This is a genomic window from Micrococcus terreus (genome assembly GCF_900116905.1).
Classification (GTDB): Bacteria; Actinomycetota; Actinomycetes; order Actinomycetales; family Micrococcaceae; genus Citricoccus; species Citricoccus terreus.
In genome coordinates, this window is the sequence record NZ_FPCG01000013.1 from 36,112 (window position 1) to 56,172 (window position 20,061).

Consider the following 20,061-nt stretch of genomic DNA (forward strand, 5'->3'; position numbering starts at 1 on the left):
TGAAGAATGACCGCATGGAAGACCAGCCCAACCAGGCAGACCACCAGTTCGGATTCCGCACCCGCGCCCTGCATGCCGGCGCCGTGCCGGACGCGGTGCACGGCTCCCGCGCGGTGCCGATCCACCAGACCTCCTCGTTCGTGTTCGAGTCCGCCCAGGACGCAGCGAACCTGTTCGCGCTGCAGAAGTACGGCAACATCTACTCGCGCATCGGCAACCCCACGGTGGCCGCGTTCGAGGAGCGGATGGCCTCCCTGGAGGGCGGCCTGGGCGCTGTGGCGACGGCGTCCGGCATGGCCGCGGAGTTCGTCACCTTCGCCGCGCTGGCCGGGGCGGGCGATCACATCGTGGCCTCCTCCAAGCTCTACGGCGGCACCATCACCCAGCTGGACGTCTCCCTGCGCCGGTTCGGGGTGGAGACCACGTTCGTGAACTCCACCGAGGCCGAGGACTTCGCCGCCGCCATCCAGCCCAACACCAAGGCGGTCTACACCGAGATCGTGGCCAACCCCTCCGGTGACGTGGTGGACCTGCCCGGTTTGGCCCGGGTGGCGCATGAGGCCGGCGTGCCGCTGGTGGTGGATGCCACCCTGACCCCGCCGTACCTGATCCGCCCGATCGAGCACGGCGCGGACATCGTGATCCACTCGGCCACCAAGTTCCTCGGCGGGCATGGCACCACCCTGGGCGGCGTGGTGATCGAGTCCGGCCGTTTCCCGTGGGACAACGGGCGCTTTCCGGCCATGACCGAGCCGGTCCCCTCCTACGGCAACGTCTCCTGGTGGGGGAACTTCGGGGAGTACGGCTTCCTGACGAAGCTGCGTTCGGAGCAGCTGCGCGACTTCGGCCCGTCTCTGGCCCCGCAGTCCGCGTTCCAGCTGATGATCGGCGTGGAGACCCTGGCCCAGCGGATGGACGCCCACCTGGCCAACGCCCAGCGGGTGGCCGAGTGGCTGGCCGCCGATGATCGAATCAGTTGGGTCTCCTACGCCGGCCTGCCCGAGCACCCCCACCACGCGCGGGCGAAGGAGCTGCTGCCGCTCGGTCCCGGTTCGGTGTTCAGCTTCGGTGTGAAGGGTGGCCGGGAGGCGGGGGCCCAGTTCATCGCGAACCTGCAGCTGGCCAGCCACCTGGCCAACATCGGCGACGCCAAGACCCTGGTGCTGCACCCGGCCTCCACCACCCACCAGCAGCTCACCCCCGAGCAGCTCGAGGCCGGCGGTGTCCCGGAGGACCTGATCCGGATCTCCGTGGGCATCGAGGACGTGGAGGACATCCTCTGGGACCTGGACCAGGCCCTGACCGCCGCCGTCACGAACACGGAGGAGAGCAAGTGAGCACCGCACTGCCTGACCGCACCTGGACCGGTCCCACCGCCCCGGAGCGGCTGGACCTGCTGCGCCGCGCCCGGTCGATCGCGATCGTCGGAGCCTCGGACAAGCCGGCCCGTGCCTCCTACTTCGTGGCCACCTACCTGCTCTCCTCCACCACCTACCGGGTGTACTTCGTGAACCCGGTGCTGGCCGAGGCGGGCAAGCAGATCCTGGGCCAGCCGGTCTACGCCTCGCTGGCGGACCTGCCGGAGACCCCGGACCTGGTGGAAGTCTTCCGCAAGGCCTCGGACGCCCCGGAGATCGTGGAGGAGGCCCATGCGGCGGGGGCCAAGACCGTGTGGCTGCAGCTGGGCATCTGGAACGAGGACGCCGCCCACCTGGCTGAGTCCAAGGGCATGAACGTGGTGATGGACCGTTGCGTGAAGATCGAGCACGCTCGGTTCCACGGCGGCCTGAACCTGGCCGGCTTCAACACCGGCGTGATCTCCTCCAAGCGCCAGGAGCTGGACCGCTAGTCCGCTCCCCCGCCCCTCAGACGCACTGAGACCGAGCCACACGGCTCGGTCTCAGTGCATCTCAGAGCGCCTCAGCGCAGAGAAGGAGAGCTCAGCGGCGGCGACCGCGGCCCAGGAACTGCTGGGCCAGACCCATCAGACCGCCACCGGCGGGACGGGTGCCGCCGCGGCGACCACCGCGACTGCGGGCGGCCCGGCCGGCCTGATTGATCATGCGCTTGCCTTCAGGGCTGCGCGCGAAGGACTGGGCCCGGCGGAACAGGTTCTTCAATGGCATGGTGGCCTCCGTCAGTGAGTGGGGTGTGCACCGAGGCTGGCTCGCCTCAGCGGTCTGATCACTCTACGGTCCTCAGCGGTGCACGCACAGGCTGCCAGTGCTCCCGGCAGTCCCACTGTGGGCATCGCTTGGTCTGGCAGCGGACAGAGCAGGGCCCCGGGTAGTCCGGCTGCGTGAGGGGAACGCATTCTGCCGGGCCCGGGGCCCTCTGTCATCACTCGCACCTTGATGAGGTGACTTCAGGATAGGAAGCGTAGGTGTGTGCTGACCTGGCAGAGCCTGGGAGGAAGCTGTCAGTCCTGAGGCGAGCGGCGTCGTCGGGGGTATCAGATACCCCTCTTGCGCGCAGGGTTACTGGCTGGTAACCATTGACGCTAGTGCTTGTGACCCGGCTCACATCTGGCGTGATCACCGCGGAGGATGCGGATCGGAGCGATGGACCACCCGTCCAGCACTGCCCCTGACCGGTCACCCTGGTCGGCATCCACTCGCCCCCTGGATCTGAGGATCCTGGATGTACGGAAAGAACGCACCTATGCATTCACGCACTCGCCATCACCTGCCCTGGGCGGTGCTGGCTTCGCTGCTGGCACTGTTCCTGATCGGCGGCCTGGCCTTCTACTCGCTGTACAGCACCAAGGTCGCCGACGGCGCGGTCCGACTGGACGACGGCATGCGGACCGCCCAGACCGGCTCGACCGAGCTCAACGACGGTGCCGGCCGCGCCGCTGAAGGCGCCCAGGCCCTGGCCGACGGCTCCTCGGACCTCGAGGCAGGGACCGCCAAACTGGCCGACGGCGCCTCGAACGCGCACGAGGGCTCGACCGAGCTGGCCTCGGGTGCGGAGGAGCTCAAGGACGGCGCGGGTGAGCTGAACACCGGCGCCGCCCAGGCTGCCACCGGAGCGCAGAAGCTGGCCGAGGGTGCCCAGAAGCTCTCCACCGGTTCCGGTGAGGTGACTGCCGGTGCACAGCGCGCCGATGCCGCCGCCGGAAAGCTGGATGCAGGTGCACAGAAGCTCAAGACAGGGGCCGGTGCCGCCGCTGAGGGGGCAGGCAAGGTGGCCGGCGGTGCCGGGGAGCTCCGAGACGGTGCGGGACGCCTCAACGCCGGCGCCGGGGAGATCCAGGCCGGTGCCGGCAGGCTCGCCGACGGTGCAGGACAGGTCGACTCCGGCGCCCAGGAGCTTCAGGCTGGAGCAGGTGCCGCAGCCGAGGGCGCCAAGAAGGTCGCCGGCGGTGCCGGTGAACTGAAGACCGGTGCGGGGCGCCTCGATGCCGGCGCCAACGACCTGAAGACCGGAATGGGCTCCCTGGCCGCCGGCGTGGACCAGGTGGACGCCGGTGCCCAGGAGCTCCAGACCGGTGCTGATCGCGCCTCCCAGGGAGCCGCCCAGCTCGCCGCCGGCGCCGACTCCCTCGCCGCCGGGGCCCAGCGTCTCAGCGGCGGTGTGGACGCTGCCGCCCAGGGGTCCACCGACCTCAACCAGGGCCTGGGCCAGCTCTCGGGCGGGCTGACCAGCGCCCTCACCGGGGCCACCGACCTCAAGGGCGGTTCGGCCCAGGTCGCCACCGGAGTGCAGGAGCTGGAGACCGGTGCACAGCAGCTCGCTGCCGGCCTGGCTCAGGGCACGGAGGGCCAGGCTCGTCTGAAGGCCGGCTCTGCAGAGCTCTCCACCGGACTCGGTGACCTGCTGGAGTTCGCCCAGAAGAACCCGGCCGTCCCCGTGGGCATGATGCTGGTCCAGCTCGAGCAGCTCAACGCGGGTGGCCAGAAGCTGGACGCCGGCGTGGCCGAGCTCCAGGCCGGCTCGGCCCAGATCCGTGCGGGCGCCGACCGACTCTCCGCCGGTGCCACTGAGGCGTCCACCGGGGCCGACCAGGTGGCCGGAGGGGCCTCCCAGCTGCAGGCCGGCCTGACCGAGCTGGAGGCGGGAGGCAAGAACGCCTACGCCGGGTCCACCGAGTTGAAGACGGGGCTGGCCCAGATCCAGGCCGGGGTGAAGGGGACTCAGTCTCAGCCGGGCCTGGTCGCCGGGGCACAGCAGCTCAAGGCCGGCGCCGGAGAACTGGCTCAGGGCAACCAGGCCCTGGCCGACGGTGCCGGGCAGCTGGTCGAGGGCACCGGGAAGCTCCAGGCAGGCGCAGGCCAGCTCAGCGACGGGGCCGGCGCACTGGCCACCGGCGCCCAGCAGCTGTTCGCCGGTGCGGGCTCGCTCTCCAGCGGAGCCTCTGAGCTGGCGCAGGGCAACCAGGCACTGGCTGAGGGCTCGGGCCGCCTGGCCCAGGGCACCGGTCAGCTCAGGACCGGTGCAGGAACGCTGCAGGCAGGCGCCGGGGACCTCTCCGACGGCGCGGGCCAGCTGTTCACCGGTGCCGCCACGCTCTCCGCCGGAGCCGGCGACCTCGCCGAGGGCAACCAGGCTCTGGCCACAGGTGCCGGAACCCTGCAGGAGGGCACCTCGGAGCTGAAGTCCAAGACCCCGGACCTGGTCGCCGGGTCCCAGAAGGTCACCACCGGAGCGGGAACCCTCTCCGAGGGTGCTGTGACGCTGCGCGAGGGCAATGCCGCCCTGGCCGCAGGCACGTCCAAGCTGAACCAGGGCACCAAGAAGCTCGCCCAGGGTGCGGGCAAGCTCGAGGGCGGACTGAAGCAGCTGGACACCGGCGCCGGTGACCTCAGCGATGGTGCGAAGGAGCTCAAGGCCGGTGCCCGGGAGCTCTCTGAGGGCAGCGCTGAGCTGGCCGACGGGACCGGGCGGCTGGCCTCCGGATCGCTGCAGCTGGCCTCGGGCACCGAGGAGCTGCGCACCTCCACCCAGGCCGCTTCGGCCGATCGGGTCTTCACCGGTCCGGCCGCCTGGCTGCTGCTGATCCCGTTGCTGCTGCTGGCGATTCCGGCGGTCATGTTCGTGATGAACCGCCGCCGCGAGCAGACCGCAGAAGCTCATGTCTGGGACGGTGAGGAGTGAGGCTCACCTGAGTGATCCATCCCCGAGGGACTCCCCTGGGGATGGCGAAGGGCCCCGGGCGATCCGGTTGCGTGAGGGGGAACGCATGCCGGGCCCAGGGCCCTTCTTGTCATCACTCGCACCTTGATGAGGTGCTTTCAGCGTAGGAGTCCAGTGTGTGCACAGCCGCAACGCCGGCTGGGAACTCCCTGGCAAGGGTGGTCAGGGGGTGAGCTGGCCCTCGGCGACGGTGACCTCCAGGACGTCTGTGCGGCGGTTCTGCAGCACGGGCAGGAAGGAACGCACCTCGTCGATCCGCTCGCGGGTGACCTCTGCCGTCGCAATGGCCTCGGCCTCCTCGCCCAGGTGAGCGACCGGGATGGCCAGCGGATCCACGATCGCCGAGTGGCCCACGGTGTTGTCCGAGCGGGTGCCGGCGGCGACCACCCAGACGGTGTTCTCCACGGCGCGTGCCTTGAGCAGCGTCTGCCAGTGGTCGATCTTGTGGTCGCCCTTGAACCAGGCGGCGGGGATCAGCAGGACGTCGGCGCCGGCCACGGCCAGGGCACGGGCGACCTCGGGGAAGCGCAGGTCGTAGCAGGTCATCAGCCCGAAGGTGAGTCCACCGAGCTGGACGGTCAGCAGCCCGGAGTCGCCGGGCTGGATGCGGTCGGACTCCTTGTACTTGAAGGCGTCGTAGAGGTGCAGCTTCCGGTAGGTGCCGGCCACCTGTCCGCTCTCGTCCACGGCCACCAGCGTGTTGTAGGGCAGCTCGGTCCCGGAGGGCTCGTACCCGCCGGCCACCACGGCCAGCTGCAGGTCCTCGGCGATCTGCTGCAGGCCCTCCACGAATCCGTCCCACTGCTGGGCGACCACCTCGGACAGGGTCCCGGCCACGTGCCGGATGGTGAACATGGACTCCTCCGGGAACAGCACCAGTTCGGCGCCGTCCTCCCGGGCAGACTCGGCCAGACGGCGCATGGAGGAGAGGTTCTCCGCCATCACTCCGGTGGGCCGGAACTGACCGACACTGATCTTCATGGTCCATCCTCCTGACGGGGCGGGGCTCTGGGACTCCAGCCTATCGCCCGGCCGCCCGCCGGGATTGCGCCCGTGGGCCGAACCGGGTGGGATGGAGTCATGAGCATTCCTCCCGCCGGCTGGTCCGGACGCACTGACGGCACCGGCCCCGAACACCTGCGCTGGCATCAGGCGGTCCGCGCCCTGGACTCCACAGCCTTCCCGACGACGGCCCCCTCACCGGAGCAGGCCGGTTCGGCTTCCGCAGGGGGAGACAGTGACGCAGGCGGAGATGCCCACACCACGGCGCTGGTCGGCTTCGCCTCGGACGAGGGCGTGCGCCGCAACCATGGCCGGGTGGGTGCCGCCCAGGGCCCGGCGGCCCTGCGTTCTGCCCTGTCTTCCCTGGCCGTGGTGGACGGCACCGGCTCCCTGGCCGACGCCGGGGATGTGAGCGTTCAGCTCGGTGATGAGGACTCCCCCGGGGATCTGGAAGTCGGTCAAGCACAGCTCGCCCAGCGCATCACCGCACTGCTGGACGCCCACGACCTCACGGTGGTGCTCGGCGGCGGGCATGAGACCACGTACGCCTCCTATTCCGGCCTGGCCGGGTCAGCCCGCGTGGGCTCGGACACCCGGATCGGGATCCTGAACCTGGATGCCCACTTCGATCTGCGCCAGGCCCCGCTGCCCAGCTCCGGCACCCCGTTCCTGCAGGCCGCCCAGGATGAGCAGTCCGCCGGGCGGCAGTTCTCCTATGCCGTGGTGGGGATCAGCGAGGCCAACAACACCCGCATCCTGTTCCAGACCGCCGAACAGCTGAGCGTGCGGTGGCTGACGGACGAGCAGTCCCAGACCGCCGACCTGGATGCGGTGCGCCAGTTCGTGCGCGGGTTCATCGCCGAGGTGGACGTGCTCTACCTGACCATCGACCTGGACGTGCTGCCGGCAGCCGTGGCCCCGGGCGTGAGTGCACCCGCCGGACTGGGGGTGCCCCTGGAGGTCATCACCGCCTGCGTGCAGGAGGCGACCCGGTCCGGGAAGCTGGCGCTGGCCGACGTCGTGGAACTGAATCCCACGCTGGATGTGGACGGGCGCACCGCCCGGACCGCCGCACGACTGATCCACACGATCGTCACGCGGCACCAGTCCTGACCTAGTGCCCCTCGGCGGTGGGGTGGTCCACCCCGGCGAGGTCCTCGGCACCTGAGTCGCCGGCACCGGCCTGGGACAGCACCTCCTCCACGGCGGCCAGCACGAAGCCCTCGCGCAGCAGCTGTTCGGCGGCGGCCAGCTGGGGTGCCATGAAGGAGTCGGGGCCGGGCCCCTCCACGCGGGTGCGCAGCACGCCCAGGGCAGCACCGGTGGCGGGACCGGGCTGCAGCGGGGCACGCAGGTCGATCGCCCGGCCGGCGGCCACCAGTTCCACCGCCAGCACCCGGCGCAGGTTCTCCACCGAGGTGCGCAGCTTGCGAGCGGCGTGCCAGCCCATGGACACGTGGTCCTCCTGCATGGCGGAGGACGGGATGGAGTCCACGGAGGCCGGGACGGCCAGGCGCTTCATCTCCGAGACCAGTCCGGCTTGGGTGTACTGGGCGATCATCATGCCCGAGTCCACACCGGGATCGTCCACCAGGAACGCGGGCAACCCGTGGGAGCGGGCCGGGTCCAGCATGCGGTCGGTGCGCCGCTCGGACATGGAGGCCACATCCGCCACGGGGATGGCCAGGAAGTCCAGCACGTAGGCCACGGGTGCACCGTGGAAGTTGCCGTTGGAGGAGACCCGGCCGTCCGGCAGCACCACAGGGTTGTCGATGGTGGCGGCCAGCTCCCGTTCGGCCACGGTGGTGGCGTAGTCCAGCAGGTCCCGCAGTCCGCCGGAGACCTGGGGTGCACAGCGCAGCGAGTAGGCGTCCTGCACGCGGGAGTCGCCCTCACGGTGGGAGGCGACGATCGGCGAGCCGGCCAGGATCCGCAGCATCCGGTCCGCAGCGCGGGCCTGACCCGGGTGCGGGCGCAGCGGGGCGTGCAGCTCGGGGACGAACACGCGGTCCGTGCCCAGCAGGGCCTCCACCGCCATGGCCGCCGTCAGGTCCACGGTGTCCGCGAGCGCAATCAGGTCATGCAGGGCCAGGATGAGCATGCCCAGCATGCCCTCGGTCCCGTTGATCAGGGCCAGCCCCTCCTTCTCCCGCAGCTCCACCGGCGCGATCCCGGCCTCGGCCATCAGCTCCCCGGAGGGCCGGACGGCTCCGCCCGGCCCGGCGGCCTCACCCTCCCCCATCAGGGTCAGCGCCACGTGGGACAGCGGTGCCAGATCTCCGGAGCAGCCCAGGGAGCCGTACTCCCGCACCACGGGGGTGATGCCGGCGTTGAGCAGGTCCACCATGGTCTGGACCACCACGGGGCGCACTCCGGTCCGCCCGGAGGCCAGAGTGGTGGAGCGCAGGAACATCAGGGCCCGCACCACCTCGGTCTCCACAGCCGGGCCCATGCCCGCGGCGTGGGAGCGGATCAGCGACTTCTGCAGCTGCGCGCGCGACTCCTGCGGAATGTGCTTGTCCGCCAGCGCCCCGAACCCGGTGGAGATGCCGTAGGTGGGAGTCTCCCCGGCGGCCAGGTCCTCCACGTGCTGGCGCACCTCGGCCACGGACTGCAGTGCCTGGTCGCTGAGCCGGACCTGGGCCCCGTGCCGGGCCACGGCGACCACGTCGGCGAGAGTGGTGCCGGAGGGGCTGAGGGTCACGGTCTGGGCTGACTGAGGGTGGGTCACAATCTCTCCTGGGTCCGGGCCGGTGGGCCCGCGAGTGTGGACGGGGGTGGTGTCGTAGGGGTCATACAGGTTGTGCAGCTCGTGCAGGTCGTACTGGAGCGGCGACTCAGACCACGCGGCGGCCGGCCCGCCAGACGGCGTGGGTGAGCGGCATCCCGGGGCGGTAGGCCAGGTGGATCGCGGCGGGGGCGTCCAGCAGGTGCAGATCCGCCCGCTTGCCCACCTCGATGCTGCCCACCTCATCCTGCGCACGCAGTGCCAGCGCCCCGCCGAAGGTGGCTGCCCGCACCGCCTCGGCCAGGCTCAGGTGCATCTGCAGCACGGCGGTGCCCACACAGAAGTTCATGGACGAGGTGTAGCTGGTCCCGGGGTTGCAGTTGGAGGCCAGCGCGATCTGCACGCCCGCATCGAGCAGCTCCCGGCCTGGCGCCAGCGGCTCTCGCGTGGAGAGGTCGCAGGCCGGCAGGCAGGTGGCCACGGTGCCCGGTGCACTCTGCCCGCCCCGCTCCCAACCGGACCAGGACTGTGCCAGGGTCGCGACGTCGTCGGGAGTGAGGTGGTTGACGTGGTCCACGCTGGCGGCGCCCAGCTCGACGGCGAGCGCCACGCCCGGCCCCTCCCCCAGCTGGTTGCCGTGCACGCGCAGCCCCAGCCCGGCCTCGGCGCAGGCCTGCAGGACGGTGCGGGACTGCTCCTGGGTGAAGGCGCCGCGCTCACAGAACACATCCGCCCACTGCACGTGCTCGCGCACGCCCTCCAGCATGGGCCCGACGACGTCACGCACATAGGCGTCCGCGTCACCTCCCGGGGGCACCAGGTGGGCGCCGAGGAAGGTCACCTGGTCCACCACGCCCTCGGTCCGCAGCTCGGCGAGCAGGCGGGCCTGGCGGATCTCCTCGTCCACGGAAAGCCCGTACCCGGTCTTGGTCTCCAGGTAGGTGGTGCCGCCCCGGACGGCGTCCTGCACCCGCCCGGTGACCAGCTCGCGCAGCTGGGCGTCGCTGGCCGCGCGGGTGGCCTCCGTGGTGACGTTGATCCCGCCGGCGGCGTAGGACTGCCCGGCCATGCGGGCCTCGAACTCTGCGGAGCGGTCCCCGGCGAACACCAGGTGGGTGTGGGAGTCCACCCACCCCGGCAGCAGGGCACGGCCCTCCACGGAGGTGACGGTGTCCGCGGCCGGGGCCTGGGCGGCGGGGCCGATCCAGGCGATCCGGTCCCCCTCGATCACCACGGCGGCGTCCTGCAGGACCCGTTCCTCCGGGTCCACCGTGGTCAGTTCGCCGATGTCCGTGATCAGCTCTGCGCTCATGGCCGCTCAGTCTCGCACAGTGGGGTCCATGGGGATGCGCGCACCGCGTTCGGCGGCCACCTCCACCGCGCGGCGGTACCCGGCGTCGGCATGACGGAACAGTCCCATGGCCGGATCGTTGGTCAGCAGCGCCTCGAGCTTGGCGGCGGCCAGCTCGGTGCCGTCGGCCAGGCCCACCTGCCCGGCGTGGATGGAGCGGCCGATGCCCACACCGCCGCCGTGGTGGATGGACACCCAGGTGGCGCCGGAGGAGGTGGCGGTCAGCGCGTTGAGCAGCGGCCAGTCGGCGATCGCGTCCGAGCCGTCCAGCATGGACTCCGTCTCGCGGTACGGGGAGGCCACCGAACCGGAGTCCAGGTGGTCGCGGCCGATCGCGATCGGGGCCTTGACCTTGCCCTCGGCGACCAGGCGGTTGAACAGCAGTCCGGCCTGGTGGCGCTCGCCGTAGCCCAGCCAGCAGATGCGTGCGGGCAGGCCTTCGAACTCCACGAACTCGGCGGCGCCGTCCAGCCAGCGGTGCAGGTGCTCGTTCTCCGGGAAGAGTTCCTTGAGCGCCTCATCGGTCACGCGGATGTCCTCCGGGTCTCCGGAGAGCGCGACCCAGCGGAACGGGCCCAGCCCCTCGCAGAACAGCGGACGGATGTAGGCCGGGACGAAGCCCGGGAACTCGAACGCCCGGGAGTAGCCGGCCTGGCGTGCCTCGTCCCGGATGGAGTTGCCGTAGTCGAACACCTCGGCGCCGGCGTCCTGGAACCCCACCATCGCCTCCACGTGCCGTGCCATGGAGGTCTGGGCCTTCTTGGTGAAGCCGTCCGGGTCGGCCTCGGCCTCGCGGGTCCACTCCTGAAGGGAGTACTCCACGGGGAGGTAGGACAGCGGATCATGCGCGGAGGTCTGATCGGTGACGATGTCGATCTGCACCTGCCCGGCCTGGTGGCGCTTGAGCAGCTCGGGGAAGACCTCGGCGGCGTTGCCCACCAGTCCCACGGAGACGGCCTCGCCGTCCTGCTGGGCCTGGTTCACCCGGGCGATCGCCGCGTCCAGGTCCGGGGCGATCTCGTGCAGGTACCGCTTGGAGACCCGGCGGCGCAGCCGCTCCTCGGAGACGTCCACGATCAGGCAGACGCCGCCATTGAGGGTGACGGCCAGCGGCTGGGCGCCACCCATGCCGCCACAGCCACCGGTGAGGGTCACGGTGCCACGCAAGGTGCCGTCGTCGTTCCTACCCAGCTTCCGGCCGATCGCCGCGAAGGTCTCATAGGTGCCCTGCAGGATGCCCTGCGTGGCGATGTAGATCCAGGAGCCGGCCGTCATCTGGCCGTACATCATCAGGCCCTCGGCCTCGAGCTTGCGGAACTCCTTCCAGTTCGCCCAGTCCCCCACCAGATTGGAGTTGGCGATCAGCACGCGCGGGGCCCACCTGTTGGTGCGGATCACGCCCACGGGCTTGCCGGACTGGACCAGCAGGGTCTCGTCCTCCTCCAGGTCCTTGAGGGTCTGCACGATCGCGTCGAACGCCTCCCAGGATCGGACCGCGCGGCCGGTGCCGCCGTAGACCACCAGGTCCTCGGGGCGCTCGGCGACCTCCGGGTCCAGGTTGTTCATCAGCATGCGCAGGGGTGCCTCGGTCTGCCAGCTCTTGGCGCTGATCTCGGTGCCGCGGGGCGCACGGACGGTGCGGGTGGGATCGTGCTGGGTGAAGGAGGTCGTCACGGTTACGTCTTTCACTGGATGGCAGTGGATTGCCACCTATTGAAACGCGGATGTGTGATCTGCACAACCCCCCGGGTACGATTCCGTCCATGACCAGCCCCTCCGCCCCGTCCACGCGCACGGTGGATCGCGCCCTGAACCTGCTGGCGATCGTGACCGAGCACCCGCCGCTCTCCCTCGCCGACGCCGCACGTCAGACCGATCTGGCCACCTCCACGGCGCTGCGTCTGCTGCGCAGCCTGGAGACGGCGGGACTGGTGATGAGGGACGACGACGGCCGCTTCCGTCCGGGGTCGCGCCTCCTGCAGCTGGGGGCGCGGGCGTTCTCCCGGGAGCCGTTGATCGCGTTGGCCCAGGTGCCCATGGAGCAGGTGGTGGAGCGGACCGGCGAGTCGGTGTACCTGTCCATCCCGGGCCCGGCCGGCACGGCGATGTACATCAAGATCGTGGAGGGCACGCACTCGGTGCGGCACACCAACTGGGTGGGCCGCTCGGTCCCGTTGGAGGGCACGGCGGTGGGACAGGTGCTGCGCGGGGAGATCCCGGCCAGACAGTTCGCGTTGATCCAGGACACCGTGGAGTCGGATGTGACGGCGTTGAGTGCCCCGGTGACGGTGCACGGCACGGTGGTGGGCGCCCTGAGCACCCTGGTACCGACCTACCGGTGCACGGACGAGCTGGCCGAGCGGTGCGGCCAGGCCCTGGTGGAGGCCACACAGTCCTTGGCCGGCGCACTCAGCGGGGAGTGAGCCGGCCAGGGACTGTGCAGCAGTCAGGCTGTCAGTCCGTCAGGCTGTGCCGCTCTGGTGAGACTCAGTCGTTGACCAGGTCGCGCACCTGGATGACCTGGTCGCGGCCCGGGCCCACGCCGATCGCGGAGATCCGGGTGCCGGACATCTTCTCCAGGGCCAGCACGTAGTCCCGGGCGTTGGTGGGCAGATCGTCCAGCGACCGGGCGCCGGAGATGTCCTCGGTCCAGCCCGGGAAGTGCTCGAAGATCGGCTTGGCGTGGTGGAACTCGGTCTGGGTCATCGGCATCTCGTCGTGCCGGACACCGTCCACGTCGTAGGCCACGCACACCGGGATCTGCTCCAGGCCGGTGAGCACGTCCAGCTTGGTGAGGAAGTAGTCCGTGAACCCGTTGATCCGGGTGGCGTAGCGGGCCATCACGGCGTCATACCAGCCGGTGCGGCGGGGGCGTCCGGTGTTCACGCCGAACTCGCCGCCCACGGTGCGCAGCCGCTCACCCATGTCATCGAAGAGCTCGGTGGGGAACGGGCCGGCACCCACACGCGTGGTGTAGGCCTTGACGATCCCGATCGTGCGGGTGAACCGCGTGGGACCGATTCCCGCGCCCACGGAGGCCCCGCCCGCCGTCGGGTTGGAGGAGGTGACGAACGGGTAGGTGCCGTGGTCCACGTCCAGGTAGGTGGCCTGGCCGCCCTCCATCAGCACCACCTTGCCGGCATCCAGGGCGTCGTTGAGCAGGATGGTGGTGTCCACCACCATGGGGCGCAGGCGGTCGGCGTAGCCCAGGAAGTACTCGGCGATCTCGTCCACGGTGATGGAACGGCGGTTGTAGAGCTTGACCAGCAGCTCGTTCTTCTGCCGCAGGGCACCGTCGATCTTCTGGCGCAGGATGGACTCGTCGAAGATGTCCTGCACGCGGATGCCCAGGCGGGCCACCTTGTCCATGTAGGCGGGGCCGATCCCGCGCCCGGTGGTGCCGATGGCGCGCTTGCCCAGGAACCGTTCGGTGACCTTGTCCATGGTCTGGTGGTACGGGGCCACCAGGTGCGCGTTGGCGGAGATCTTCAGGTGCGAGCAGTCCTGGCCGCGGGCCTGCAGCCCGTCGATCTCCTGGAACAGTGCCTCCAGGTTCACCACCACGCCGTTGCCGATCACCGGGGTGGCGTTCGGGGAGAGGATGCCGGCGGGAAGGAGCTTGAGCTCGAACTTCTCGCCGCCGACCACCACGGTGTGGCCGGCGTTGTTGCCGCCGTTGGGCTTGACCACGTAGTCGACGATTCCGCCGAGCAGGTCGGTGGCCTTCCCCTTGCCTTCGTCGCCCCACTGGGCTCCGACGATCGCGATGGCGGGCATTGGTCCTCCTGGAGGTCAGCTGACATCGTTCTGCCCGGGACTCCCCCGGACATGACAACGCCTCCGTTTTGCCCGTTCACGGCCCGAGGGCAACACCGGCAAGACAGAGGCTCTTGCCTTTGGATCCTAGCGCACAGGGGCCCCGCTGGATGCGTCCGGTCAACAACATCGTTGAGCGGTTCATCCCCTCGACACTGGTGTTCTCGATCGTGCTGACCTCCGTCGTCGCGATCCTCGCCCTGATCCTCACCGACACCGGCCCGGCCGACCTCATCCTGCACTGGAGTGAGGGTCTGGCGGACTGCTCGCCCGCGAGGGCGCCTACCAGGGCCGCGAGCGCGGGATGTCCTGAGGGCCAGGCAACGGGGCATCACCGCCCGCTCTGGAGAACCTGGCTCAGGTCGGCAGCCCCTGGGGATGATGCTCGTCGCTCACCCTCCCACCGTATCCGCTGTCCTGCGCGGGTAGGGTCGACCCATGACCATCGCGGGACTGATCATCGGACTTCTGCTGCTGGCCGGCGCCGCCGTCACCTGGGTGGGTGCCTGGCGTGGCTGGGCCGACTGGCGTGGCCCGTTCACGGACCACCTCTACCTGCCGCCGATGCTCACGTTCCTCGGCCTGGCCGCCGTGCTGTGGGCCTGCTCGGACTGGGCCGGTGACTCCTCAGCCGGAGCGGCACTGGACATCGCCGCTGGGATCGGTGTGGCCGGCGTCGTGTTCACCCTGTTCTGGTGGAACCTGAACTGGATGCCGCGTTGGTACCGCGACCATCACGCCGCTCCCGGTCAGGGCCCGGACCGCACGCCGGTCCGCCGCTGAGCCTCAGCCCAGGCGGCCGCCGGACTCGGTGAGGTAGCAGACCGCGCAGAGGGACTCATAGGTGACCTCCACGCCGTCGATCGCCACCTGGTCGCCCTCGAACACGAAGGTCTCCCCCGCCTTGCGGGTGTTGAAGATGGCCTTGCGCCCGCACCGGCAGATGGTCTTGAGCTCCTCCACCGAGTGCGCCAGCTCCATCAGCCGGCCCGAGCCCGGGAAGGACTGGGTGCGGAAGTCGGTGCGGATGCCATAGGCCATGACCGGCACGTTCTCCAGGACCGCAATGCGCAGCAGGTCATCCACCTGGGCCGGCTCCAGGAACTGGGCTTCGTCCACCAGCAGGCAGGCCACGGGCTTGACCTCGGCGTCCACGTGGGAGAGCAGCGCCTCGGGATCGTCCCCGGTGGCGTGCTGGTGGAACAGGTCCAGAACGCTGGAGCCGTGCGGGATGAGGAAGTCCACCGTGCGGGTGACACCCAGGCGGGAGACGATCTGGTCTTCGCCCTTGGAGTCGACCTGCGGCTTGGCCAGCAGCACCCGCTGGCCCCGCTCCTCGTAGTTGAAGGCGGCCTGCAGCAGCCCGGTGGACTTGCCGGAGTTCATGGCCCCGTAGCGGAAGTAGAGCTTGGCCACGGGCTACTTGATGGAGTTGGGGTGCTTGGCCAGCGGGGTGACCTTGATCTTCATGTAGGGGTACATGGGGAAGCCGGAGAGCACGGCGTGCAGCTCATCATGATCGGCCACGTCATAGACGGAGTAGTTGGCGTACTCACCGACCACGCGCCAGATGTCCACCATCTTGCCCTCACGCTGCAGGTTGCCGGAGTACTCCTTCTCCTGCGCCACGAAGTCGGCCTTGGTCTCAGGGCTCATCGATTCGGGGAAGGTCACGTCCATCCGTGCCAGGTACAGCATGTGGTCTCCAGTCAGGTCGGTTGCGGGTGGGGGGGTGTGAGTGCGGGTCAGAGCGGGAGCACGAAGCCCGGGCGCCGGACAGTCACCTGACCGGACGGGGCCTGCGGCGTTCCGTTCTCTCCCAGAGGCAGGAGCACGACGGCGTCATCGCGTTCCAGCGCCACGGCCAGGGCCTGCCCCGCGGGTGTGGGGACGAGCTCGATGTGGCGGGGCCAGGAACCCCCGCAGGGGACCTCGGCGATCAGCTCGGGGATCTCGGCCACGCGGATGACGCTGATGGTGTCCCTCCCGCGGTTGGCCACGTAGATCAGCGAGCCGTCCTCAGAGAGCACGAGGTGGGAGGGCAGGTTCTCCTGGATGAAGTCCGGATCGGCGTCCGGCAGGTGGGTGGGGGTGATCGCCACTGCCTGGAACCCCTCGGGACCGGGGTCGCCGGCGGGGACGTCCATCACATGGATCCGCGAGTCCAGCTCGCCCACCACGGCCAGGCGCACCGAGTCCGGATCATGGGGGCACTCCAGCACGGCGATGTGCCGGGGGCCGGTGCCGCCGGGGAGGCGGTGGATCTGACGCGGCTCGGTCTGCCCCTGAGTCAACGCCTGCACGGAGTACTCGAGGATGCGGTCGGCACCGAGATCGGTGACCAGCAGACGGTCGTCGTCCAGGAACAGCACGAAGTGCAGGTGGGGCTCGCCCTGGCGGCCCTCGATCGGACCGGCCCCCTCCGGGGCGGTGACCGCGATCGCCTCACCCAGCCGGCCGTCGTCGTGCACGGGGACCACGGTCAGCGTGGCTGAGTCATACGAGGCGGCGGCCAGCCACGTGGCGGAGGGGTTGAGGTCTGCGTGGCAGGTGCTGCTCCCCTGTGTGGGGACCTGCTGGACGGTGGTCCAGGCGCCGGGGTCCTCGCCGGGTTCGAGGACCGCGAGCGCACCCTCCTCCACGTGCAGGGCGGCGTAGAGGCGTCCCTCCGTGCGGGTGCCGGGGCGGCCACGGACCAGCCAGGAGGGTGCGTCCGGGCCGGAGCCGTGCGTGACCTCAGGGGCGGTGGGCCAGCCGGTGGTGGTGACCAGGCCGTGGGAGGACGGGGGCGCGCCGAGGTCGGAGCCGGGGTCGTTGAACGTGCCGACCAGGAGGGAGCCGGTGGCCACGAGTCAGCCCTGCTCGATCGCGGCGGCGGCGGTGGGGTCGGAGTCGTCCAGGAAGGTGCGGATGCGAGTGACCTCCTCGGACTCGCCGATCGCTGCGGCGGCGCGGCCCAGGGCGTAGAGGGCGCGCAGGAACCCGCGGTTGGGCTCGTGGCTCCACGGGACGGGGCCGGCACCGCGCCAACCGGAGCGGCGCAGGGCGTCCAGGCCACGGTGGTAGCCCACGCGGGCGAAGGCGTAGGACTCGATGGTGCGTCCCTCGGACCAGGCGTCGTCCGCCATCAGGGCCCAGGCCAGGGACGACTCCGGGTGGTGCGGAGCGATGTCCTCGGGCAGGTCCCCGGCCTCGATGCGCTGCAATACCTCCGGCTCCTCCGGCAGGAGCGTGGGGTCAGGCTGCATGAGGTTCTTGCCGATCACTGAGGACATGGGGTGCTCCTGGGACGCGGTCGATTCGGTGCGGGGCCGGCGTCAGGGGGCTGGCGCAGGTCCCGTGGTCGCTTCCGACTCTACCGCCGGGGTGTGACGCCGTACGGGTCGATTCGCGCAGGGCCGAGCGTGCGCGCGCAGCGTCAGCCCAGCTGGCCCAACACCTCGTTGAGCGCCTCGGTGGAGGAGGGGTGGGTCCAGATGCCGTCGCGCAGCTGCGTGGCGGTGACGCCGGCGCGCATGGCCAGGGCCAGCAGGTTGATGACCTCCTGCGAGTCCACATGGAACAGCCGGGCGCCCAGCAGCAGATCGGTGTCCGCGTCCACCACGATCTTGATGACACCGCGGGCGTCCCGCAGGGTTTTGGGCCGGGGCATGGCCTTGATCTTCTCCACCTGGGCCACGGCCGTCTTCACCGAGTGCCCGGCCTCGCGCGCCTGGGCTTCGGTGATCCCCACGGTGGACAGCGGCGGGGTGATGAACGTGGTGGCAGGCACCGCCACCCGGTCTGACACCCGGCGAGCGCCGTCCCCGGTGACCGCGCTGAGCACCACGCGGTGGTCGTCCAGGGAGAGGTAGGTCTGCTGCTGCCCGCCGTGGACGTCACCCAGGGCGAACACACCCTCGGAAGTGGTGCGCACCTGCTCGTCCACCACCACGGCGCCCTGCTCATCGGTCTCCACACCGGCGGCGTCCAGACCCAGATCCTCGGTGGCGGGCTTCCGGCCGGTCGCCACCAACACGGCGTCGGCCTGCACCGGGTCCTGGTCGGCGATCCGCACCACCACGCCCTCGCCGCTCTCAGCATCCGCGATCGACTCCGCGCTGGCGTCGGTTCGCAGGATGATGCCCTCCTCGGTCAGCACCTTCACCACCGAGTCACGCACCTCCGGCTCGTCACCCGCCAGGATCTCCCCGCGGGCGATCACCGTGACCTCTGCTCCGAAGTCGCGGAACATGGAGGCGAACTCCAGCCCGATCGGCCCTCCGCCGATGATCGCCAGCCGGCGCGGGAACGGATCGGCGTGCTGGATGGTGGTGGAGTCGTACACGCGCGGATGGTCGATCCCCTCAAGCGGCGGCATCACGGGGACCGCGCCGGTGTTGATCACCACGGTCTCGGCACTGATCCGCAGATGCTCGGCCACGCCCTGCCCACCGGCGGACGGGGTCACCTCCACCTCGCGCGGCCCCACGAATCGGGCCCGTCCGTCCACCACGGTCACGGCGTCCTGGTCCAGCAGCATGTGCAGGTTCACGTCATTGAGCTTGCCGATCAGGGTGTCCCGGAACTGGACCGCCTCGGTGAAGAACTCTCGGGGGTCATCGCCCTCACGACGCCGGGCAGCCTCATGCACCAAGGCCTTCGTCGGAACGCACGCGATGTTGATGCAGGTGCCGCCGTACAGCAGCGCGTCCTGCTCCACCATCACCACGGTCTTGCCCTGCCCCGCCATGGCCCCAGCGAAGGTCTTGCCGCCCTTGCCCCAGCCGATCACGAGCACGTCGGCGGTGAGATGGCGCGGCTGTTCGGAGACGGTGTTCGGCGCAGATGTCATGCCCTCAACGCTACGCCCGGCCTCTGGACGGACGCTCAGCGAGTCCGGCTCAGTCCTGGAACCCGATCAGCCAGTGCACCCCGAACCGGTCCACCACCTGGCCGTCGCTGTCACCCCACGGCCGCACCTGCAGCGGATCCATCACCGTGCCTCCCTCGGACAGCTGCTCGAACCAGATACGCAGGGTCGCCGCATCCGCCGTGCCCAACAGCGAGAAGTGCATCCCGGCCATGCTCAAGGTCGGCTCACCCTCAGCGGCGTCCGAGGCGAAGAGCTGCACCGGCCCACCCCCGAGTTCCCCGTGTGCGATCGCCTCGCCGGGACCGTCCTCCCGCTGGAACTGCTTGTAGGTGTGCAGCTGGAGTTCGCCGCCGAACACCCCCTGATAGAAGGTCAGTGCCTCACGGGCGGTGCCCGGCAGGTAGAGGTACGGGACCAGTCCGGCCATGGTCAGCTCTCCCCCAGCCCGAGTTCACGCGCCTGGCGCTCCCAGCCGTCGTGTTCCAGCTCGCGGGCCTCACGCTTGTCCAGCCGGGCCTCGATCCGTTCGATCCGCCGCTCCACGTGTGGGTCGGTCTCTCCCGACTCCAGTGCCTCGAGCCGCTCACGCAGCTCCTGCAGCTCCTGGGCCCCTACGGTGGGCGTGCCCGGCAGCGGTTTGCCCAGCACCATGGACAGGATCATCACCACGCCCCACACGCCGATACCCACAATGGCGACGATCGCGAACCACGGCATCCCAGCCTCCTCCGGCCTTGAGAACTCCTCTGCCTCCCACTCTTCCAGTTACCCCCGGGTACGACGACGGCCGGTCACCTTCTTTCTGGAAGGTGACGAACAAGCCAGCTCGTACCGTTCCACGACGTTGCGCCCGCGGTAGGCCTGCCCGTCGAAGGCCGGGGGTCGCCCGCCGCGACTACCCCGCCGTTGGCGGGCGGCGATCTGGTCCTTCTTGTCCGGGATGACCGCCCGGATCCGGCGCCGACGCAGTTCGGTGCGGATCACCCCGGTGGCATAGGCCCGGTCCGCGATCACCGCCTCCGGTCGGGTCCGCGCCTTCCCGGGGCCGGGCCGGGGAACGTGGATCTCGGCCAGTACTTGTGCCAGCACGGCCCCGTCGTTGCGCTGGCCACCGGTGACGATCGTGGCCAGCGGCCGGCCCCGGCCATCGACGGCGTGGTGGATCTTGGTGGT

The 20,061-nt window shown here is 70.3% G+C and carries 20 protein-coding genes; 6 read left to right on the top strand and 14 right to left on the bottom strand.

All coding sequences use genetic code 11. The features are described from left to right. Positions 1-14: 14 nt before the first annotated feature. Both BM355_RS12875 and BM355_RS12880 read left to right on the top strand, forming a co-directional pair. Positions 15-1,337: an O-acetylhomoserine aminocarboxypropyltransferase/cysteine synthase family protein gene (locus BM355_RS12875; RefSeq protein WP_091699364.1), complete on the top strand. Its 1,323-nt coding sequence runs from the start codon at positions 15-17 to the stop codon at positions 1,335-1,337. Continuing rightward, positions 1,334-1,849 (top strand): CoA-binding protein, encoded by a 516-nt coding sequence (locus tag BM355_RS12880; RefSeq protein ID WP_091699315.1) that lies wholly within the window; start codon positions 1,334-1,336, stop codon positions 1,847-1,849. The genes BM355_RS12875 and BM355_RS12880 overlap by 4 nt, the downstream gene beginning before the upstream one ends. Positions 1,850-1,940: 91 nt before the next feature. Here BM355_RS12880 and BM355_RS12885 read toward each other — a convergent pair whose 3' ends face one another. Beyond that, positions 1,941-2,126 carry a hypothetical protein gene (locus BM355_RS12885; RefSeq protein ID WP_091699317.1) on the bottom strand — a complete coding sequence of 62 codons (186 nt, stop codon included), beginning with the start codon at positions 2,124-2,126 and terminating at the stop codon, positions 1,941-1,943. A 535-nt stretch (positions 2,127-2,661) separates the two neighbouring features. Between BM355_RS12885 and BM355_RS12890 the strand changes: the two genes are divergently transcribed. Further along, the gene (locus BM355_RS12890; RefSeq protein WP_177227959.1) at positions 2,662-5,097 is read left to right on the top strand and encodes a YhgE/Pip domain-containing protein; all 2,436 of its coding nucleotides are present in this window, start codon (positions 2,662-2,664) and stop codon (positions 5,095-5,097) included. Positions 5,098-5,298: 201 nt separating this feature from the next. On the opposite strand, the gene BM355_RS12895 is transcribed toward BM355_RS12890, so the two are convergent. After that, positions 5,299-6,117, bottom strand: a complete 819-nt coding sequence (locus tag BM355_RS12895) for a carbon-nitrogen hydrolase family protein (protein ID WP_091699322.1) — start codon at positions 6,115-6,117, stop codon at positions 5,299-5,301. Positions 6,118-6,216: 99 nt separating this feature from the next. On the opposite strand from BM355_RS12895, the gene hutG reads away from it, so the two are divergent. After that, entirely contained in the window at positions 6,217-7,251 is a 1,035-nt protein-coding gene (hutG, locus tag BM355_RS12900) for a formimidoylglutamase (RefSeq protein ID WP_091699323.1), read from the top strand. 1 nt (position 7,252) lies between these two features. On the opposite strand, the gene hutH is transcribed toward hutG, so the two are convergent. The 3 genes from hutH to BM355_RS12915 form a co-directional block, all read right to left on the bottom strand. Then, positions 7,253-8,872 (bottom strand): histidine ammonia-lyase, encoded by a 1,620-nt coding sequence (gene hutH / locus BM355_RS12905; RefSeq protein WP_425435636.1) that lies wholly within the window; start codon positions 8,870-8,872, stop codon positions 7,253-7,255. 103 nt (positions 8,873-8,975) lie between these two features. After that, positions 8,976-10,178: an imidazolonepropionase gene (gene hutI, locus BM355_RS12910; RefSeq protein ID WP_091699328.1), complete on the bottom strand. Its 1,203-nt coding sequence runs from the start codon at positions 10,176-10,178 to the stop codon at positions 8,976-8,978. Positions 10,179-10,184: 6 nt separating this feature from the next. After that, positions 10,185-11,891, bottom strand: coding sequence for a urocanate hydratase (locus tag BM355_RS12915; protein WP_091699330.1), 1,707 nt, complete (start codon positions 11,889-11,891; stop codon positions 10,185-10,187). Between the two features lie 89 nt (positions 11,892-11,980). Here BM355_RS12915 and BM355_RS12920 point away from each other — a divergent pair, with 89 nt between their 5' ends. After that, complete coding sequence (locus BM355_RS12920) at positions 11,981-12,640, top strand: IclR family transcriptional regulator (protein WP_091699367.1); 660 nt, start codon at positions 11,981-11,983, stop codon at positions 12,638-12,640. Positions 12,641-12,704: 64 nt separating this feature from the next. Here the strand turns inward: BM355_RS12920 and BM355_RS12925 are convergent, their stop codons facing one another. After that, the gene (locus BM355_RS12925) at positions 12,705-13,994 is read right to left on the bottom strand and encodes an adenylosuccinate synthase (protein WP_091699332.1); all 1,290 of its coding nucleotides are present in this window, start codon (positions 13,992-13,994) and stop codon (positions 12,705-12,707) included. Between the two features lie 477 nt (positions 13,995-14,471). On the opposite strand from BM355_RS12925, the gene BM355_RS14385 reads away from it, so the two are divergent. Beyond that, positions 14,472-14,816 carry a hypothetical protein gene (locus BM355_RS14385; RefSeq protein WP_177227960.1) on the top strand — a complete coding sequence of 115 codons (345 nt, stop codon included), beginning with the start codon at positions 14,472-14,474 and terminating at the stop codon, positions 14,814-14,816. Positions 14,817-14,819: 3 nt separating this feature from the next. On the opposite strand, the gene BM355_RS12940 is transcribed toward BM355_RS14385, so the two are convergent. The 8 genes from BM355_RS12940 to BM355_RS12975 form a co-directional block, all read right to left on the bottom strand. Continuing rightward, positions 14,820-15,449 (bottom strand): thymidine kinase, encoded by a 630-nt coding sequence (locus tag BM355_RS12940; protein ID WP_091699338.1) that lies wholly within the window; start codon positions 15,447-15,449, stop codon positions 14,820-14,822. Between the two features lie 3 nt (positions 15,450-15,452). Continuing rightward, positions 15,453-15,731 carry a muconolactone Delta-isomerase gene (gene catC, locus BM355_RS12945; protein WP_091699340.1) on the bottom strand — a complete coding sequence of 93 codons (279 nt, stop codon included), beginning with the start codon at positions 15,729-15,731 and terminating at the stop codon, positions 15,453-15,455. A 47-nt stretch (positions 15,732-15,778) separates the two neighbouring features. Then, positions 15,779-16,882, bottom strand: coding sequence for a lactonase family protein (locus tag BM355_RS12950; RefSeq protein WP_091699342.1), 1,104 nt, complete (start codon positions 16,880-16,882; stop codon positions 15,779-15,781). Positions 16,883-16,885: 3 nt separating this feature from the next. Continuing rightward, positions 16,886-17,308 (bottom strand): DUF3151 domain-containing protein, encoded by a 423-nt coding sequence (locus BM355_RS12955; RefSeq protein WP_091699344.1) that lies wholly within the window; start codon positions 17,306-17,308, stop codon positions 16,886-16,888. Between the two features lie 143 nt (positions 17,309-17,451). Next, positions 17,452-18,867 (bottom strand): dihydrolipoyl dehydrogenase family protein, encoded by a 1,416-nt coding sequence (locus BM355_RS12960; RefSeq protein ID WP_091699347.1) that lies wholly within the window; start codon positions 18,865-18,867, stop codon positions 17,452-17,454. A gap of 49 nt (positions 18,868-18,916) precedes the next feature. Continuing rightward, positions 18,917-19,315: a VOC family protein gene (locus BM355_RS12965; protein WP_091699350.1), complete on the bottom strand. Its 399-nt coding sequence runs from the start codon at positions 19,313-19,315 to the stop codon at positions 18,917-18,919. A gap of 2 nt (positions 19,316-19,317) precedes the next feature. Continuing rightward, a complete protein-coding gene (locus BM355_RS12970; RefSeq protein WP_091699352.1) occupies positions 19,318-19,605 on the bottom strand; it encodes a hypothetical protein in 288 nt (95 codons plus the stop codon). Positions 19,606-19,653: 48 nt separating this feature from the next. Continuing rightward, positions 19,654-20,061: transposase (locus BM355_RS12975; RefSeq protein ID WP_177227961.1), on the bottom strand; the 408-nt coding region annotated here is incomplete at its 5' end.

Coding starts and splice junctions, on each gene's coding strand:
- BM355_RS12875 (WP_091699364.1), top strand. CDS start 15: ATGGAAGACCAGCCCAACCAGGCAGACCACCAGTTCGGATTCCGCACC.
- BM355_RS12885 (WP_091699317.1), bottom strand. CDS start 2,126: ATGCCATTGAAGAACCTGTTCCGCCGGGCCCAGTCCTTCGCGCGCAGC.
- BM355_RS12965 (WP_091699350.1), bottom strand. CDS start 19,315: ATGGCCGGACTGGTCCCGTACCTCTACCTGCCGGGCACCGCCCGTGAG.
- BM355_RS12890 (WP_177227959.1), top strand. CDS start 2,662: ATGCATTCACGCACTCGCCATCACCTGCCCTGGGCGGTGCTGGCTTCG.
- hutI (WP_091699328.1), bottom strand. CDS start 10,178: ATGAGCGCAGAGCTGATCACGGACATCGGCGAACTGACCACGGTGGAC.
- BM355_RS14385 (WP_177227960.1), top strand. CDS start 14,472: ATGACCATCGCGGGACTGATCATCGGACTTCTGCTGCTGGCCGGCGCC.
- hutG (WP_091699323.1), top strand. CDS start 6,217: ATGAGCATTCCTCCCGCCGGCTGGTCCGGACGCACTGACGGCACCGGC.
- BM355_RS12920 (WP_091699367.1), top strand. CDS start 11,981: ATGACCAGCCCCTCCGCCCCGTCCACGCGCACGGTGGATCGCGCCCTG.
- catC (WP_091699340.1), bottom strand. CDS start 15,731: ATGCTGTACCTGGCACGGATGGACGTGACCTTCCCCGAATCGATGAGC.
- BM355_RS12960 (WP_091699347.1), bottom strand. CDS start 18,867: ATGACATCTGCGCCGAACACCGTCTCCGAACAGCCGCGCCATCTCACC.
- BM355_RS12970 (WP_091699352.1), bottom strand. CDS start 19,605: ATGCCGTGGTTCGCGATCGTCGCCATTGTGGGTATCGGCGTGTGGGGC.
- BM355_RS12925 (WP_091699332.1), bottom strand. CDS start 13,994: ATGCCCGCCATCGCGATCGTCGGAGCCCAGTGGGGCGACGAAGGCAAG.
- BM355_RS12955 (WP_091699344.1), bottom strand. CDS start 17,308: ATGTCCTCAGTGATCGGCAAGAACCTCATGCAGCCTGACCCCACGCTC.
- BM355_RS12895 (WP_091699322.1), bottom strand. CDS start 6,117: ATGAAGATCAGTGTCGGTCAGTTCCGGCCCACCGGAGTGATGGCGGAG.